This is a genomic window from Stenotrophomonas acidaminiphila (genome assembly GCA_002951995.1).
GTDB classification, from domain to species: domain Bacteria; phylum Pseudomonadota; class Gammaproteobacteria; order Xanthomonadales; family Xanthomonadaceae; genus Stenotrophomonas; species Stenotrophomonas acidaminiphila_A.
In genome coordinates this window covers 3396404-3413957 of record CP019797.1, presented here as the reverse complement: position 1 = coordinate 3413957, position 17554 = coordinate 3396404, and the positions used below count along the sequence as shown (strand labels likewise).

The 17554-nt window shown below is 70.5% G+C and carries 15 protein-coding genes and 1 pseudogene; 9 read left to right on the top strand and 7 right to left on the bottom strand.

Annotated features, from left to right (window positions below):
- Positions 1 to 170 precede the first annotated feature (170 nt).
- A complete protein-coding gene (locus B1L07_15270) occupies positions 171 to 2672 on the bottom strand; it encodes an ATP-dependent helicase HrpB (protein AUZ56219.1) in 2502 nt (833 codons plus the stop codon).
- Between the two features lie 77 nt (positions 2673 to 2749).
- On the opposite strand from B1L07_15270, the gene B1L07_15265 reads away from it, so the two are divergent.
- On the top strand, positions 2750 to 3562 hold the full coding sequence (locus B1L07_15265) for a hydrolase TatD (protein ID AUZ56218.1): 813 nt from the start codon (positions 2750 to 2752) through the stop codon (positions 3560 to 3562).
- Here the strand turns inward: B1L07_15265 and B1L07_15260 are convergent.
- From B1L07_15260 to B1L07_15245, 4 genes are read right to left on the bottom strand one after another with little or no spacing between them, the layout of a single operon-like run.
- The gene (locus B1L07_15260) at positions 3559 to 4473 is read right to left on the bottom strand and encodes an epimerase (GenBank protein ID AUZ56217.1); all 915 of its coding nucleotides are present in this window, start codon (positions 4471 to 4473) and stop codon (positions 3559 to 3561) included. The genes B1L07_15265 and B1L07_15260 overlap by 4 nt on opposite strands.
- Entirely contained in the window at positions 4470 to 5408 is a 939-nt protein-coding gene (locus B1L07_15255) for a 2-dehydropantoate 2-reductase (protein ID AUZ56216.1), read from the bottom strand. Before B1L07_15255 ends, B1L07_15260 begins: the two co-directional genes overlap by 4 nt.
- A gap of 42 nt (positions 5409 to 5450) precedes the next feature.
- Positions 5451 to 6245 carry an ABC transporter permease gene (locus B1L07_15250; GenBank protein AUZ56215.1) on the bottom strand — a complete coding sequence of 265 codons (795 nt, stop codon included), beginning with the start codon at positions 6243 to 6245 and terminating at the stop codon, positions 5451 to 5453.
- Entirely contained in the window at positions 6242 to 7195 is a 954-nt protein-coding gene (locus B1L07_15245; protein ID AUZ56214.1) for an ABC transporter, read from the bottom strand. Before B1L07_15245 ends, B1L07_15250 begins: the two co-directional genes overlap by 4 nt.
- Positions 7196 to 7294: 99 nt before the next feature.
- Between B1L07_15245 and B1L07_15240 the strand changes: the two genes are divergently transcribed.
- The 7 genes and pseudogenes from B1L07_15240 (at position 7295) to B1L07_15210 (ending at position 13970) form a co-directional block, all read left to right on the top strand.
- Entirely contained in the window at positions 7295 to 8044 is a 750-nt protein-coding gene (locus B1L07_15240) for a ferredoxin--NADP(+) reductase (GenBank protein ID AUZ56213.1), read from the top strand.
- 84 nt (positions 8045 to 8128) lie between these two features.
- A complete protein-coding gene (locus tag B1L07_15235; GenBank protein ID AUZ56212.1) occupies positions 8129 to 9289 on the top strand; it encodes a hypothetical protein in 1161 nt (386 codons plus the stop codon).
- A 316-nt stretch (positions 9290 to 9605) separates the two neighbouring features.
- Positions 9606 to 10187, top strand: a complete 582-nt coding sequence (locus B1L07_15230; protein AUZ56211.1) for a hypothetical protein — start codon at positions 9606 to 9608, stop codon at positions 10185 to 10187.
- 10 nt (positions 10188 to 10197) lie between these two features.
- Positions 10198 to 10395: a transcriptional regulator gene (locus B1L07_15225; GenBank protein ID AUZ56210.1), complete on the top strand. Its 198-nt coding sequence runs from the start codon at positions 10198 to 10200 to the stop codon at positions 10393 to 10395.
- A 69-nt stretch (positions 10396 to 10464) separates the two neighbouring features.
- Positions 10465 to 11994 (top strand): hypothetical protein, encoded by a 1530-nt coding sequence (locus B1L07_15220; protein AUZ56637.1) that lies wholly within the window; start codon positions 10465 to 10467, stop codon positions 11992 to 11994.
- Between the two features lie 31 nt (positions 11995 to 12025).
- Positions 12026 to 12780: pseudogene (locus B1L07_15215) on the top strand (ABC transporter ATP-binding protein).
- Entirely contained in the window at positions 12777 to 13970 is a 1194-nt protein-coding gene (locus tag B1L07_15210) for a sodium ABC transporter permease (protein ID AUZ56209.1), read from the top strand. The pseudogene B1L07_15215 and the gene B1L07_15210 overlap by 4 nt, the downstream one beginning before the upstream one ends.
- A gap of 625 nt (positions 13971 to 14595) precedes the next feature.
- Here B1L07_15210 and B1L07_15205 read toward each other — a convergent pair.
- Together B1L07_15205 and B1L07_15200 are read right to left on the bottom strand one after the other, a co-directional pair.
- On the bottom strand, positions 14596 to 15591 hold the full coding sequence (locus B1L07_15205; GenBank protein AUZ56208.1) for an energy transducer TonB: 996 nt from the start codon (positions 15589 to 15591) through the stop codon (positions 14596 to 14598).
- A 200-nt stretch (positions 15592 to 15791) separates the two neighbouring features.
- Positions 15792 to 16373 (bottom strand): hypothetical protein, encoded by a 582-nt coding sequence (locus tag B1L07_15200; GenBank protein ID AUZ56207.1) that lies wholly within the window; start codon positions 16371 to 16373, stop codon positions 15792 to 15794.
- A 109-nt stretch (positions 16374 to 16482) separates the two neighbouring features.
- On the opposite strand from B1L07_15200, the gene B1L07_15195 reads away from it, so the two are divergent.
- A complete protein-coding gene (locus B1L07_15195) occupies positions 16483 to 17172 on the top strand; it encodes a thiol:disulfide oxidoreductase (GenBank protein ID AUZ56206.1) in 690 nt (229 codons plus the stop codon).
- Positions 17173 to 17554: the final 382 nt, after the last annotated feature.

The window sequence follows — 17554 nt, the reverse complement described above, 5'->3', positions numbered from 1 at the left end:
TGCGCTCCGCGCCACGCAGGAATTCGTAGTCCAGCCCCGTGCCACCGTCGCCACGGGAGACGATCTGTCACGTCCCGCGAGGTTTTGCCCGATGTGTTGCGGTTGCGCTCCGCGCCACGCAGGAATTCGTAGTCCAGCCCCGTGCCACCGTCGCCACGGGAGACGATCTGTCACGTCCCGCGAGGTTTTGCCCGATGTGTTGCGGTTGCGCTCCAAGGATCATCAGGCCACGGATGTCTGGGGTACCTGCCCTTCATCTCCTTGCGCACCTCCGCATAGGTGTTCTCCCAGAAATTGCGCAGGTCACCGGTCACCTGCAGCGGCTTGCCACCGGGCGAGAGCAGGTGCAGCAGCAGCGGCACGCGGCCGTCGGCGATGCGCGGGGTGTCGGCCAGGCCGAACAGTTCCTGCAGCTTCACCGCCAGCACCGGCGGACGCGGGCTGATGCCATCGTCGTCCAGGGCGTAGTCGATGGCGCGCTCCAGCCCCGACGGCACGTTGATCCGTACCGGGGCGTGGCGGTCGATCTGCTGGCGCAGGTTCCAGTCGATGCGCGACTTCAGTGCTTCGCCCAGCTCCGCTTCGGCCAGCGCGTCGAGCCGGGTCTTGCCGGCGAAGGCCGGCAGCAGCCAGGTGTCAAGCGTGCCCAGCAGCGCCGCGTCGGACAGGTCGGGCAGGCCCAGTTCCGGCATCCACTGGCGCAGGCCCTGCACCCGGTAGCGCCACTGGCGCAGGGCGTCGGTCCACGGCAGCGCGTCCAGCCCCAGTTCGCGCACCGCGTCGGTGAGCGCGCGCGCGGCCTGTGCCGGATCGACCCTGCCGGCCGGGCGGCTGTCCAGCACGATGCGGTCGAAGCCGGATTCGCGGCGCGCCTCCAGCGCGCGCCGCTCGCCGTTCCAGCGCACCACGTCGCGCTGCTGGAAGCGCTGCGGGAAATCGGCACGCAGCCGCGCCTCGTCCACCGGCGCGGCGCGCAGCAGCAGCGCGTCGCGCGCCTCGAAGCGCAGCTCGCTGACCACCAGCCAGGGTTCGCCGCGCAGGTCGCTGGTGTCGAACAGGCGCGCGCTGCGGCCGTTGGCCAGCTGGTAGCGCAGGGGGTCGGTGGGATGGCGCGCGGCGATGCGGTCGGGAAAGGCGTGGGCGAGCAGGTCGCCCAGTTCGTGTGCCTCGAGGTCGGCCGGCGGCGTGGCATCGCAGCGCAGGCGCCGCCGCCATTGCCGCGCCGCCGTGTCGATGGCGGCCAGGGCGCTGCGGCTGGCATCGTGCGGCGCGCGCCCGTTGCGGAACGCGGCCAGCGCGCGCCAGCGGGCGGCCAGCGCATCGCCGCCCTGGCGCAGCGGGTCGCGCGCCTCCAGCAGTGCGGCCAGGTCGGCGGCCAGGGCCTGTTCGCGCGGATTGGCCGCGGCAAGCAGCATCGCCGCCAGCCGTGGGTGGGTGCCCAGCGCCAGCATGCGCCGGCCGCTGCCGGTGATCGCGGTGCCGTCGAGCGCGCCAAGCCGTTGCAGCAGCTCGCGCGCGGCGGCCAGCGCGCCGGCCGGTGGTGGATCGACGAAGCGCAGCGCGTCGCTGCCCCAGGCGGCCAGCTCCAGCGCCAGCCCGGCCAGCTCCACCTGTGCCATCTCCGGGCGCCGCTGCGGTTCCAGCCGCTGCGATTGCGGCCACAGCCGCAGCGCCCAGCCGGCGGCCACGCGGCCGGCACGGCCGGCGCGCTGGTCGGCCGAAGCCTGCGAGATCGCCACCGCGTCCAGCCGGGAAAAGCCGCTGTTGGGGTCGTAACGCGGCTCGCGCGCGAGGCCGGCGTCGACCACCACGCGCACGCCGGGCAGGGTCACCGAGGATTCGGCGACGTTGGTGGCCAGCACCACGCGGCGGCGGCCGTCGGGGTCCGGCTGCAGCACCCGCGACTGCTGCTCGACCGGCAGTTCGCCGTGCAGCGGCAGGACGTCGGTATCGGCGGGGAGCACCGGCTCCAGCGCGGCCTGCACGCGCGCGATCTCGCGCTGGCCCGGCAGGAATACCAGCACGTCGCCCGGATGCGCTGTCAGCGCGTGCTCGACCGCACGCCGCGCCTGCGCTTCCAGCGCCTCGTCGCGCCGCGCCGGGAAATGCGTGATCTCCACCGGAAAGCCGCGGCCCTCGCTGGACAGGCGCGGCGCGTCCAGGAACGCCGCCAGCCGCTCGCCGTCGAGGGTGGCCGACATCACCACGATGCGCAGGTCCTCGCGCAGACCGGCCTGCACGTCCAGCGCCAGGGCCAGGCCGAGGTCGGCCGACAGGTGGCGCTCGTGGAATTCGTCGAACAGCAGCGCGCCGACGCCTTCCAGCAGCGGGTCGTCCTGCAGCATGCGGGTGAGGATGCCCTCGGTGACCACCTCGATGCGGGTGCGCGCGGAAACCTTGTTCTCGAAGCGGATGCGGTAGCCGACGGTCTCGCCGACCGCTTCGCCGAGCTGCCGGGCCATGAACTGGGCGGCGCTGCGCGCGGCGACGCGGCGCGGCTCCAGCATCAGAATGCGGCCGCCCTGCAGCCAGGGCGCATCGAGCAGCGCCAGCGGCACCTGGGTGGTCTTGCCGGCACCGGGCGGGGCTTCGAGTACCAGCCGCGGGTGCGCGGCCAAGCTGTCGGCGATGGCCGGCAGCAGCGGGGAAATGGGGAAGTCGGGGCGAGCCATCGCGCAAGGATAAGGGTTCGTGCCGGCGCGACCGCCTACAATGCGCGGTTCCCGTCTCCGCACCCCTGCCCACGGCCATGCAACTGATCGACATCGGCGCCAACCTCACCCACGAGTCCTTTGCCCATGACCTGGACGCGGTGCTGGAGCGCGCGCGTGCCGCCGGCGTGGCGCAGATGGTGGTGACCGGCGCCAGCCGCGAGCACTCGCCGCTGGCGCTGGCGTTGGCGCAGCGGCATCCGGGGTTTCTGTACGCCACCGCCGGGGTGCATCCGCACCACGCGGTCGAATACACCGATGAATGCGACGCGCAGATGCGTGCGCTGCACGCGCACCCGGAAGTGGTCGCGGTGGGCGAATGCGGGCTGGACTACAACCGCGATTTCTCGCCGCGACCGGCCCAGCGCCGCGCGTTCGAGCGGCAGCTGCAGCTGGCCGCGGACCTTGCCGTCGACGGCGTGGGCAAGCCGCTGTTCCTGCACCAGCGCGACGCGCACGACGACTTCCTGGCGATGATGAAGAACTTCGATGGCCGGCTGGGCCCGGCGGTGGTGCATTGCTTCACCGCCGAGCGCCGCGAGCTGTTCGACTACCTGGACCGCGACTGGCATATCGGCATCACCGGCTGGCTGTGCGACGAGCGCCGCGGCGCGCACCTGCGCGAGCTGGTGAAGCACATCCCGGCCGAGCGGCTGATGATCGAGACCGACGCGCCCTACCTGCTGCCGCGCACGCTGCGGCCGTTGCCCAAGGACCGCCGCAATGAACCGGCGTTCCTGGCGCACATCGTCGAGGAACTGGCACGCGACCGCGGCGAGCCGGTGACGCTCACCGCAGCCAACGCCACCGCCGCCACCCGCGCGTTCTTCCGCCTGCCCGAGGCCGGCTAGGGCGTGGTGCCGGCCGGACCGGGACGCCCGTCGCCTGCTTCCCAGGCGTCCGCCAGTCCCTCGCGGTAGCTGCGGAAGCGCGGCTGCCATTGCAGCGCCTGGCGCGTGCCACGGCTGTCGATGCGTTTGTTGCTCGCATGGAAGCGGCGCAGCATCGGCTCCAGCGAGGCGTCATCCCAGGCCTGTGCCGGCGGCATCGCGAAGCCGCCGAGCCGCGCCGCATGCGCCAGCACGTCCTGCGGCGGCGCCGGTTCGTCGTCCGCCGGCAGGTACAACGCATCGCGGAGCGGACGGCGCATCGCCGCGACCACCGCTTCGGCCAGGTCATCGACGTGCAGCCGGTTGAACACCAGCCCGGGCCGCACGATGTGGCGCGCGTTGCCCTGGGCCAGCCGCACCAGCGCGTTGCGGCCGCGGCCGTACAGGCCGGGCAGGCGCAACGTGGCCGAGGCGATGCCGCGCGCAGCGGCCAGCGCGCGCCATTGCGCTTCGGCACGCAGCCGCCGCAGCGCGACGGCATCGCCGGCATCGGCTTCGGCGTGTTCGTCGACCCAGCCGCCGCCGCGGTCGCCGTAGACCCCGGTCGAGGACAGGTAGCCCACCCAGCGCAGCGCCGGGCTGGCCTGCAGGGCAGGCCCGAGCAGGCGCAGCGCGGGGTCGCCATCGGCGTCGGGCGGCACGCTGCACAGCACCGCGTCGGCGCGGGCGACGGCGGCCAGCAGCGCCGGGTCGGGGGCGTGGTCCGGATGCAGGCGGTGGCGCGCGATGCCATCGCCGGGCGCGGCCGCCGGATCGCGCACCGTGCCCGCCACCGCGACGCCCAGCGCCTGCAGGTGCAGCGCAAGCGCGCGCCCGGCAAAGCCCAGCCCCAGGATCAGCACCCGCTGCGGCAGCGCCCCGGCGGTGGTCATGCGTGCCGCTGCGCTTCGTAGGCCTGCAGATGGCAGTACGCAGCGCGCAGGTGCGGCGCGGGGTGTGCGGCGGCCAGCGCGCGGTCGAGCATGTCGCCGACGATGTGCGCCGCTTCCACCGGCTGGCCGGTCTCCAGGTCGCGCAGCATCGACGCCTTGATCGGCGAGCCGGCCCGGGTCAGCGCCGACAGGGCGATCTCCTGCGCCTTGGCCGGTATCGGCTGGCCGGCGTGCGCGGCCGCGGCCAGGCATTCGCCGTACAGCGCCTGCATGAATGCGACGCCGTGGTCGGTGGCGACGATGTGGCCGACATCGGCGCGCATCGCGCAGGTGGCCGCGGCCAGTGCGGCGAGGAAGGTGAACTTGATCCACTGCTCGCCGGTGATGTCGTCCGTGGCGAGATGGTCGATGCCGGCGGACTGGCATGCGCCCGCCAGGGCGGCGACGCGTGCGCTTGCACCGGTGCCGTCGCGCTCGCCGAAGGTCAGCCGCGCCGGCCGGTCCAGGTGCACGATGGCGCCGTCCGCGGCCTTGGTGGCACTGATGAAGCACAGCCCGCCGAGCACCGCCGCGCGGCCGAAGCGGGCGTCCAGCGCGGGGTAGTGGCGCAGGCCGTTGAGGATCGGCAGCAGCGTGGTGTCCGCGCCCATCGCCGGTGCAATGGCCTCGATCGAGCTGTCCAGGTCGTAGGCCTTGCAGCTGAGCACCACCAGGTCGAACGGCCGCGCCGCGGCCACGGCCGGCAGCGCGTCGGCGGTGACATGCGCCACCGCGAACGCGGCGTCGCCGAGCGGGCTGCGGATCACCAGCCCGTCGCGCTGCAGCTGCGCCGCGCGCGCCGGCCGCACCAGGAAGGTCACGTCGCCGCCGGCCTGCGCCAGGCGGCCGCCGAAATAGCCGCCGGTACCGCCGGCGCCAAGGATCAGGATGCGCATGTTGCCGGCTCCATCGGGATCAGGGAAAAAAACCGGCCGCGCTCAGCTGCGCAGGCCGACGCCGCGCCGCAGCAGCCACAGCGACAGCGCGGTCAGCGCGGCGACGAAGCCGAGCATCAGCGCGTAGGACACCCACAGCGGCACGTCGCTGGTGCCCAGCAGGCCATAGCGGAACGCGTTGACCATGTAGAAGATCGGGTTGGCCTTGGTCAGCGCCTGTGCCCAGCCCGGCAGCAGCGTGACCGAGTAGAACACGCCGCCCAGGTAGGTCAGCGGGGTCAGGATGAAGGTCGGCACGATGGCCACGTCGTCGAACTTCTTGGCGTACACCGCGTTGATGAAGCCGGCCAGCGAGAAGATCGTCGACCCCAGCAGCACCGTGCTCAGCGTCACCAGCGGATGCGGCACGTGCACCCGGGTAAAGAACAGCGCGATCATCAGCACGATGGCGCCGACCATCAGCCCGCGCAGCACCGCACCGGCGACGTAGCCCCACAGGATCACCCAGTTCGGCATCGGGCTGACCAGCAGTTCCTCGACGTGGCGGCCGAACTTGGCGCCGAAGAACGAGGAGCTGATGTTGCCGTAGCTGTTCTGGATCACGCTCATCATCACCAGCCCGGGCACGATGAACTGCATGTAGCTGTAGCCGCCCATGTCGCCGATCTTCGAGCCGATCAGGCCGCCGAAGATCAGGAAGTACAGGGTCATGGTGATGGCCGGCGGCACCAGGGTCTGGCCCCAGATGCGCAGGATGCGGTTGACCTCGCGGCGGACGATGGTGCCCAGCGCCACCCGGTTGCGGGCGCTGTCGGTCAGGGGAGCGGGCGTGCTCATGCGGCGGTGTTCTCCAGGTTGCCGGTGAGGCGCACGAACAGCTCCTCCAGGCGGTTGCTCTTGGTGCGCATCGAGCGCACGCGGATGCCGGCGGCGCCCAGCGCGTCGAACACGCGGTTCAGGTCCATCGCCCGCGGCATGTCCAGGTCCAGGGTGTGCGCGTCGACCGCGGCCAGCTGCGCGCCTTCGATGTGCGGCAGCTGCGCCGGCAGCTCGCCGTCGATGTCCAGCACGAACCCTTCCACGTCCAGCTTGGCCAGCAGCGCGCGCATCGGCCCCTGCTCGACGATCCGGCCGTGGTTGATGATGGCCAGGTTGCGGCACAGCTGCTCGGCCTCTTCCAGGTAGTGCGTGGTGAGGATGATGGTGGTGCCGGCGGCGTTGATCTCCTGCAGCGTCTTCCACATGTCGCGGCGGATCTCGATGTCCACCCCGGCGGTGGGCTCGTCCAGGATCAGCAGCCGCGGGCGGGTCATCATCGCGCGGGCGATCATCAACCGCCGCTTCATGCCGCCGGACAGCGTGCGGCTCATCATCTGCGCCTTGTTCCACAGGTGCGCGCGCTTGAGCTCCTGCTCGGCGCGGGCCTCGGCCTCGGCGCGCGGGATGCCGTAGAACCCGGCGTAGTTGACCAGGATGTCGAAGGGCTTTTCGAACAGGTTGAAGTTGATCTCCTGCGGCACCAGCCCGATCAGGCGCATGGTCGCGCTGCGTTCGGCCACCAGGTCGGTGCCGAACACCTGCACGCTGCCCGCGCTCAGGTTCACCAGCGACGAGACGATGCCGATCAGGGTGGACTTGCCGGCGCCGTTGGGGCCGAGCAGGGCGAAGAAATCGCCCGGGGCGACCTCCAGCGAGACGCCCTTGAGCGCCTCCACGCCGTTGTCGTAGGTCTTGCGGAGATCATGGACGCGCAGTGCCGGCGCGACGGGAGGGATTCGGGAGTCCAAGCTCGGGCCTTCGCGCCGGGGTGACGGCGCCGGATGAGTGCGAGGGGCTATTATAGGAGGCCCCGCGGCACCAGCCCGGCTACACACTGTTTCCCGTTCGTGCCTGTCCAATTCCCCCTCAAGCTGGTCGGTCGCCGCATGCTGGCGCCCACCGTCGGTCATTACCAGTTCGTCCGCGACGACGGCCAGCCGCTGGATTTCCAGCCCGGGCAGTTCATCCAGGTGCACTTCCACTACGCCGACGGCACCGCCACCAAGCGCAGCTACTCGCTGGCGACCCTCCACGACCACGCGCTCGGCCCGGGCGACGCGGTGGACATCGCGGTCAGCTTCGTGCCCGGCGGTGCCGCCACCGCCCTGTTCGAGGGCCTGGAGACCGGCCAGTGCATCACCGCCAGCGGCCCGTTCGGGCGCTTCTGCCTGCAGCCGGGCGACCACAACGGCCGTTACCTGCTGATCGCCACCGGCACCGGCGTCACCCCGTACCGCTCGATGCTGCCGCTGCTGGCCAGGGCGATGGCCGGGCGCGGGGTGGAGGTGGTGCTGCTGCAGGGCGCGCGTACCCCGGCCGAACTGCTGTACGCCGATGATTTCCGCGCCTTCGCCGATGCCCACCCGGGCTTCCGCTACATGCCGTGCCTGTCGCGCGAGCTGCCGGCCGATCCGCACCCGGACGTGCGCAGCGGCTACGTGCAGCAGCAGCTGGCCGAAATCGCTCCGGACCCGGCCCGCGACATCGCCTACCTGTGCGGTAACCCGGTCATGGTCGATGCCTGTTTCGAGGCGCTCCGCGCGGCCGGCCTGCCGCTGCCGCAACTGCGCCGCGAGAAATACGTCAGCAGCAAGTAGGCTTGTGTCCGCGCGCCACGCGGCGCGATGATCCGGCAGGCTGCTCCACCCTCGGCGGTGCCGCTCGACGCAAGGACACCGGGCATGACCACGCTGGACTTTCCCACCATCGCCGCCATCGGCCTGCTGCTGAACATCGGCCTGGCCGCCGGTTTTTCGCTGATCCTGCTGGTCCTGCGCCGCCAGACCGTGCCCCGGCTGTGGGCCGCAAGCATGTGGGCGGGCGCGGCCAGCACGGTGCTGGTCAGCGTGCAGCTGCCGCTGCCGGTGGCGGTGGGCATCCTGGCGCGCAACGGATTCGCGGTGCTGGGCAGCATGCTGATGCTGTTCGGCGTGGCCCTGCATGTCGGCCGCCGCGCGCCGGTGCGCCCGGCCCTGGTGCTGGGCGCAGGCTACCTGCTGGCGATCGCCTGGTTCAGCGTGGCCAGGCCCGACCTCGGCATCCGCCTGGCGCTGTACAGCGCGCTGATCATCATCTGGAAGACCTGGGAGGCCTGGCTGCTGCTGCGCCACGCCCCGGTCGACGTGCGCCGCAGCTGCCGGCTGGCGGCGGTGGTGTTCCTGCTGGATGCGACGCTGTTCCTGGTGCGGGCGCTGATCCCGGTCGCGCCCGGCGCCGATGGCGACATCCTGCGCGCCGGCCTGCCGATGAACGTCACCTACGTCGGCGGCATGTTCGTGATGCTCGCCCACACCTTCGCCCTGGTGCTGCTGATCGTCGAGCGGCAGATGGTGGACCTGCGCCGGCTGGCCCGTCGCGACGGCCTGACCGGGCTGCTCAACCGCACCGCGCTGATGGGCGACGGCGAGCAGCAGCTGGCGCAGAGCCTGCACCAGCAGCAGCCGTTCGCGGCGATGCTGCTGGACCTGGACCACTTCAAGCGGATCAACGACACCCGCGGCCATCCGGTCGGGGACGAGGTGCTGCACCACGCCGCGCGGACCCTGCGGCGCTCCCTGCGCGGCCGCGACCAGCTGCTCGGCCGCTATGGCGGCGAGGAGTTCGTGCTGCTGCTGCCGGACACCGGCATGGAACAGGCGATGGCCCTGGCCGAACGCCTGCGCGCGACCCTGGAGGCCAGCCCGCTGCAGCGCGATGGCGGCACGATCGTCATCACCGCCAGCATCGGCGTGGCCGTCGCCGATGCCGTGCCCGGGCTGGAGAGCCTGCTGGCGCGGGCCGATGCGGCGCTGTACCGGGCCAAGGCCGCCGGCCGCAATCGCGTTGCCGGCGACCTGGGGTAGCGCCGGCGCCGCGGCCTTGAGCGTCCGGCCGCATCCGCGCCGGCTGCGGGCCCGCCGATGGCGGCGCCCGCGCAGCACCGGGCTGTAAAGCTCGCTTGACAGACGGCGGATGGCCGCTGCATCCTCCTGTAAAGCTTGCTTGACAAGGGTGGGGTCATGGGGGGGCGGACATGAAAGCAGCAGGAAGCCAGGCAGGTACCGGCGCGGCGTTCGCTGGCGTCGCCGCGACCGGCCAGGCCGCGTTGGTCGCTGGACGCACGGCCACCGTCGCGGCGGGCCGGGTGGTGCTGGCGCGCGTGCGCGGAGGGGCTGAGCCATGGCGCGCGCACTCGACCGCTGGATCATCGGCGCCGCCTTCGCCACCGCGGCGACGGGCCTGGCGCTGCTGCGGCTGATGCCGGGCGACAGCGCCGACATGCTGGGCGGGATCTGCATCGGCGTGGCCGTGGGCCTGTCGTTCGTGCTGCTGTTGCGGCGGCAGCTGCCCGATGCCTGCGACACCGCGCCGCTGGCGCTGCGCCGGCGCTACAGCCGCGAGATGATGATCGCCATGAGCGCCTACGTGGTGCTGCTGGTGCTGTCGATCCTGCTGCTCAAGCGCGTGGAAGGCACCGCGCTGCGTGCCTGCATCGCGCTGCTGCCGGTGCCGCCGATCGCGATGACCCTGCGGGCGATGATCCGCTACATCCGCGACGCCGACGAACTGCAGCAGCGCATCGAGCTGCAGGCGGTCAGCTTCGCCGCGGCGTTCGTCTCGCTGCTGTATCTCACCGGCGGCCTGCTGCAATCGGCGCGGGTGCTGGACGTGGCGGCCAGTGCGGCGATGATCTGGGTGTTCCCGCTGGTGTGCCTGGCCTACGGCCTGGCCAAGATCGTCGTCTCCCGGCGCTACGGTTGAACCGCCCCGCATGGACAACCGACTGCGTGAACTGCGCGAAGCCCACGGCTGGTCGCAAGGGGAACTGGCCGAGCGGCTGGAGGTCTCGCGGCAGACGGTCAACGCGCTGGAGACCGGCAAGTACGACCCCAGCCTGCCGCTGGCGTTCCGCATCGCCCGCCTGTTCGATGCCAGGATCGAGGACATTTTCTTTCCCGCTGTCACATGACGCCGCCAGCCCCGTCTTGGGCTGGCAGGACCCAACCCGTTCCATCAACCACAAGGGGCTGTTCCGATGATGTCCCGCAAGACCCGTATCCTCCTGGCGGTGGCCGCGCTTGGCGCCGTGCTCGGCTACCGCGCGCTCAAGCCCGCATCCGATGAGGCCGAGGCCGCCAAGGCGCCGCTGCCCGCCACCGAGGCGGAGGTCAAGCCGCTGATGCTCGGCAGCCTTGCGTTCCGCCCGTGCACCCTTGATTCGCCGAACAGCCGCGACAGCCTGGAAGCCCAGTGCACCACCTTCGAGGTCGCCGAGGACCGCGGCAACCCGCAGGGCCGCAAGATCGCGCTGAACATCGCGCTGCTGACCCCGGACAAGCCCGAAAGCGCGCTGCCGGACCCGGTGTTCTTCCTGGCCGGCGGCCCCGGGCAGTCCGCCACGCAGAGCTATCCGCAGATCGACCCGGCCTTCGCCGAGGTGCGCAAGCGGCGCAACGTGATCCTGCTCGACCAGCGCGGCACCGGCAAATCCAACCTGCTGTCGTGCGAGCCGCCGGAGGACGACGACGCCAGCGTCGAGGCGATGCGGGCCAGCGCCGCCGCCTGCGTGGCGGCGTTGTCGGGCAAGGCCGACCTGCGCCACTACACCACCACCGACGCGGTGGCCGACCTGGACGCGGTGCGCCAGGCGATCGGCGCGGCGCAGATCAACCTGGTCGGTGTCAGCTACGGCACCCGCGTCGCGCAGCAGTACGCGATGCGCCACCCGCACAGCACGCGCAGCATCGTGCTCGACTCGGTGGTGCCCAACACCCTGCAGCTGGGCAACATCTTCGCCCGCAACCTGGACGATGCGCTGGCGCTGCAGTTCGCCCAATGCACCGGCAACCCCGCGTGCAAGGCCGCGCTGGGCGATCCGCGCACAGAACTGGACGCATTGCTGGCCGCACTGCGCGCCAACCCGGTGACGGTGCGCTACCGCGATGCCAGCACCGGGCAGGAGCACGAGGACGTGCTGCGCGCCGATACCGTCGCCGGGCTGGTGCGCATGTACGCCTACATGCCGGAAGCCGCCGCGCTGCTGCCCAAGCTGATCCACGAGGCGCGCAATGGCCGCTACGGCGACCTGATGGCGCTGGCGAAGATGCTGCAGGGCGGCATGAAGGACAGCATGGCCATGGGCATGCAGCTGTCGGTGATCTGCAGCGAGGACGACCAGGGCATGGTGGCGCGCGCCGAGGACGCGGACACCGTGCTTGGCAACCGCATGGCCGACAGCCTGGCGGCGATGTGCAGCACCTGGCCCAAGGGCCGGATGCCGGCCGATTTCCACACGCCCCTGGCCACCGCGGTGCCCGCGCTGGTGCTGGAAGGCGAGTTCGACCCGGTCACCCCGCCGCGCTATGGCGAGGAGGTGGCCAAGCAGCTGCCCAAGGGGCGCCTGTTCGTGCTGCGCGGCCAGGGCCACGCGGTCATCGGCGCCGGCTGCATGCCCAAGCTGTTCGCGCAGTTCGTCGACACCACCGACGCCGCCGCGCTCGATGCCACCTGCCTGGAAAAACTCACCTACGTGCCGCCGTTCACCAGCTTCAATGGCTGGGAACCGTGACCGTCCACGCACCACTGAGGAATCCGCTTCCATGATCGTTGCAGAACGACTCCGCAAGACCTTCCCCGGCAAGGGCAAGGACAAGACGCCGGTGATCGCGGTGGACGACGTCGGCTTCACCGCCCACGACGGCCAGATCACCGGCCTGCTCGGCCCCAACGGCGCCGGCAAGACCACCACGCTGCGCATGCTCTACACGCTGATGACCCCGAGACCGGCAAGGTCATGGTCGATGGCGTGGACGCCGCGGCCGACCCCGACACGGTGCGCCGCAGCCTGGGCGTGCTGCCGGACGCGCGCGGCGTGTACAAGCGCCTGACCGCGCGCGAGAACATCGAGTACTTCGGCCAGCTGCATGGCATGGATGCGGCGGCGATCGCCGCGCGCATCGCGCGCCTGGCCGCGGCGCTGCAGATGGAGGACTTCCTCGACCGCTCGACCGAAGGCTTCAGCCAGGGCCAGCGCACCAAGACCGCCATCGCCCGCGCGCTGGTGCACGACCCGAAGAACGTGATCCTCGACGAACCGACCAACGGCCTGGACGTGATGACCACCCGCGGCCTGCGCGGCTTCCTCAAGGAGCTGCGCGGCGAGGGCCGCTGCGTGATCTTCTCCAGCCACATCATGCAGGAGGTGGCCGCGCTGTGCGACCGCATCGTCATCGTCGCCCATGGCCGCGTGGTGGCGCAGGGCACGCCGGACGAGCTGCGTGAGCATGCCGGCGAGAGCAACCTGGAAGACGCGTTCGTCAAGCTGATCGGCAGCGAAGAGGGCCTGCACGCATGAACAAGACCGGATTCATTGGCAGCATGTTCACGGTGATGCGCAAGGAGCTGCGCGATTTCGCCCGCGACCGCCGCACCTTCTTCCTGACCCTGTTCATCGCGCCGCTGCTGTACCCGCTGCTGTTCCTGGGCATCGACAAGCTCAGCAACCTGCGGGTGTCCAACCAGCTGGAAAAGGACATGGCGCTGTCCGTGGTCGGCATGGAGCGCGCGCCCAACCTGATGGCGTTCCTGGCCAGCCAGGGCATCACCCCGCGCGAGGCGCCGGACGACTACGAAGCCCGCATCCGCGCCCAACGCGAGGACGTGGCGCTGGTGGTCGCGGCGGACTTCGCCGACGACTGGCATGCCGGCAAGCCGGCCAAGGTCGAGGTGGTCGCCGACACCACCCGCCGCACCAGCGACGTGCAAGTGGCGCGCGTGCGCAAGGTGCTGGCGGCCTACGGCCAGCAGGTGGGCGCGCTGCGGCTGATGGCGCGCGGCGTCAACCCCGCCGTGGCCATGCCGGTCAGCGTGGGCACGCGCGACCTGGCCACCGCCGAGGCCAAGCGCGGCATCCTGCTGTCGGTCATCCTGCCGATCCTGCTGATGATGTCCGCCTTCATCGGTGGCTCGCACCTGGTCATGGACACCACCGCCGGCGAGCGCGAACGGCAGTCGCTGGAACCGCTGCTGGCCACCCCGGCGCCACGTGGCGCCCTGGTTAGCGGCAAGATGCTGGCATCGACCCTGGTCGGGCTGACCGCGATCCTGCTGATCCTGCTGTCGTTCAAGTTCAGCGCCAGCCTCGGCCGTGGCGTGGGCAGTTCGCTGGACGTGAGCTTCATGGCGATGGGCAAGCTGCTGCTGGTGCTGCTGCCGCTGGTGCTGATCGGCACCGCGCTGCTGACCTGCCTGGCTGCCGGCGCCAAGAGCATGAAGGAAGCGCAGAGCCACATCGTCTGGCTGATGATGATGGCGATGATGCCCGGCTACGCGCTGATGGCCTATCCGCTGAAGGACACCCAGCTGTGGCAGTACGCGGTGCCGTTCCTGTCGCAGAACCAGATGCTGGTGAAGGTGACCCGCGGCGAAATGCCGGGCGCCGAGCAGTGGGGCGTCTACCTCGGGGCCTCGCTGCTGCTGACCGTGGTGCTGTGGGCGATGGCGGTGTGGCGCTACAGGCAGGAAAAGCTGGCGATCTCGGGCTGAGCCCGCATCGCCGCAGGAGAAGCGAAAGGCCCGGATCGTTCCGGACCTTTCGTCTTTGTGGGTGCTCCGGGCGTTCCGTCTTCGTAGGTGCGCGGCTTGCCGCGCACGCTTCAATGTTTGCCACGAACGCTTCACCTGCCGCGTCGGCAAGGCCCAGGCGGGGCAAGCCCCGCCGCTACGGACGGGAACATTCCGGTCCCGCAACAAGAATGAAGGCCGGATCGCTCCGGGCCTTCCGCCCTCGTAGGTGCGCGGCTTGCCGCGCACGCTTCAATGTTTGCCACGCACGCTTGACGTGCCGCGGCGGCAAGGCCCAGGCGGGGCAAGCCCCGCCGCTACGAATGGGAACATTCCGGTCCCGCAACGAAATGAAGGCCCGGATCGCCCCGGGCCTTCCGCCTTCGTAGGTGCGCGGCTTGCCGCGCACGCTTCACGTGCCGCATCGACAAGCCTCAGGCGGGGCAAGCCCCGCCGCTACGGATGGAAACATTCCGGTGCAGCAACGAAATGAAGGCCCGGATCGTTCCGGGCCTTCCGTCTTCGTAGGTGCGCGGCTTGCCGCGCACGCTTCAATGCCCGGCGCACGCTTCGTCGCACACGCCTTCCGCCGGCAAGCCTCCTGCGGCTACTGGTTGGGCTGGAATGCCAGCGTGCGGCGGGTGGTGGTCGGGCTGGAAATCGGCTCGAAGCGCCAGCGCCGGACCGCGTTCAGCGCCTCGCGGTCGAATACCCGCGGCGGGTTGGCACGCAGCACGCGGGCATCGGTCACCGAGCCGTCGGTACCGATGGTGAGTTCCACCAGCACTTCGCCGGAAGTGCCCGAACGCAGCGCGTCGGCGGGGTAGCGCGGGGCCGGCGTGCTCACCGCGCGCAGGGTCGGTGCGGCCGCGGCCGGCTTCGGTGCGGCCGCCACCTGCTGCGCCGCGGCGCGGGCGTCGGCCTCGCGCTTGGCCGCGGCCTGGCGCTCGGCCTCCAGCCGCTCGCTTTCCTTGCGCGCCGCTTCCTGGCGCGCGGCCAGCTGCTGCGCGGCACTGGCCTCGGCGGCCTGCTGCTGTGCCAGCCGCTGCTGTTCGACCAGCTGCTTGGCGCGGTTCTCGGCGTCCTTCTTGACCTTGTCGGTCTCTTCCTGGGTGCGCTTGACCGCCACTTCCATGCCACGGGTGATGCCCTGCTTCAGGCGCGGCAGCGCCGGTGCCGACGGGTCCACCTTCTCGATCAGCGCCACCAGCCGCTGCGCTTCGGGGAAGTCCTCGCGCGCCAAGCTCTGCTCGGCGGCGATCAGGGTGTAGGGCTGCAGGTCGGTCAGCGCGCTCTTGACCGCCGCGTCGTCGGGCAGCTTGTCGCGCAGGGCCAGGTAGTACTCCATGGCGTTGTCGCCGGCCGGCGCGTACATGCGGTTCTCGCGCAGCGCGGTGCTGGCCGAGTCGCGCAGCTGGTCGGTGCCCATCGACTGCACCTTGGCCGAAACCGCGGGCTCGGCCGGGGTCGCGGCGGGGCTGGCGGGCGTGCCGGCGGCAGCCGCCGGGGCGGAATCGTCCTTGCCCGAGCAGGCCGCCAGGGCGACGGCCAGCAGGGCGGGCGCCAGCAGGCGCGCTTTGCCGTGGATCGTGACGTACGACATCAATCTTCCCCTTGAATCGACGAACGCGAATGGTGGTTCGCCCGGGCCGTCATGGATGCGCGGCGTTTCCCCACGTCGGCCGGACCCGGTGCGAAGGGAGAATCTAGCATTGCCGCCCCGGGTTGCACGAGGCGGGGGGGGCATGGCGCCGCCGCCGATGGCCGCCGCACGGCGGGGCCAGCGGCCGCGCGGGGCGTCGATCAGTGCCCGTTCTGTTTGGAATGCCCGTTGGACATCAGTTTGTCGGTCCAGGCGATGCCGACCGCCGACAGGATGAACACGCAGTGGATGATGGTCTGCCACATCACCCCGGTGGAGGTGAACTTGGTACACGCAACGCCCGTGGCCGCTTCCGACCCGCACAGCGGCAGCCCCAGCTGCCCGGCCTCGATGAAGGTCTTGAGCAGGTGGATCGAGGAGATGCCGATGATCGCCATTGCCAGCTTCACCTTCAGTACCGATGCGTTGACGTGGCTGAGCCACTCCGGCTGGTCCGGGTGACCCTGCAGGCCCAGGCGCGAGACGAAGGTCTCGTAGCCGCCGACGATCACCATCACCAGCAGGTTGGAGATCATCACCACGTCGATCAGGCCGAGCACGATCAGCATGATCTGCTGTTCGCCCAGGGCGTTGGCGTCGTGGATCAGGTGCCACAGTTCCTTGCCGAACAGGAACACGTAGACGCATTGGGCGATGATCAGGCCGAGATAGAGCGGCAGCTGCAGCCAGCGCGAGGCGAAGATCAGGGCCGGGAGGGGGCTGAGCGGTTTGTGTTCGGACATGGCAGGAATGCTGCGTTGCGGGAAGGCGGCAGGTTAACGGTCGTCCGGTAGGCTGCCAAGCGTTACCGTATCGATCCCCGGTGACGGTTCCCCCCACGGAGACGCATTCATGATCGACCTTTACTACTGGCCCACCCCCAACGGCCACAAGATCACCCTGTTCCTGGAAGAGGCCGGGCTGCCGTACCGCCTGGTACCGGTCAACATCGGCAAGGGCGACCAGTTCCAGCCCGAGTTCCTCGCCATTTCGCCGAACAACAAGATGCCGGCGATCGTCGACCATGCACCGGCCGACGGCAGCGCGCCGCTGAGCGTGTTCGAGTCCGGCGCGATCCTGTTGTACCTGGCCGAGAAGACCGGCCGCTTCCTGCCGAGCGACCTGCGCGGCCGCGCCACCGCGCTGGAGTGGCTGTTCTGGCAGATGGGCGGGCTGGGGCCGATGAGCGGGCAGATGGGCCACTTCAACGTGTATGCGCCCGAACGCATCGCCTATGCCATCGAGCGCTACGACAGCGAGGTGCGACGCCTGCACCGGGTGATGGACAAGCGCCTGTCCGAATCGGCCTACCTGGGCGGCGACGAGTACGGCATCGCCGACATGGCCAGCTACCCGTGGATCGGCGCCTACAGCAAGCTGCCGGCCGACTTCGACGCCTTCCCGCACCTGCACCGCTGGCACCAGGCCATCGCCATGCGCCCGGCCACGCAGCGCGCCTACGCGCTCGGCCCGACGGTGAACCCGGACGCCGGCAAGCCGTTGAGCGAGGAGGAGCGCAGGCAGTTGTTTGGCCAGAGGTGAATGGCATTACCGATTGAGTGGTGGCCTGCATCAGGCTCATCGCCTGAGGTGGGAGTCAGGAATAGAGGCCCGTTGTCTGAAGGATTGTGTCCGCATGAGAAGAGTGGGTGGCGACTTCTCAGGCGCCAATCCGTCAGTGGCAGCCCGTACAGGATGTTGGTCCACGTTTGTCAGTGGATAAAGGAAAGCCCATAGGGAGCGTGACGTAGCCCTGGCTTTCGATCGGCGTTTCGGCCGAGGTATTGCTTTGCATTCGACAATAGGAGAGGGTGCCCTTACATGGGCCGTCACACAGGGAGGTGATTATGTCGGTACGCAGGGTTTTACCATTTTGTTCAATTTTTCCGCTGCTTTTGATGTGGCATCTGGCTTTTGCTCAAGA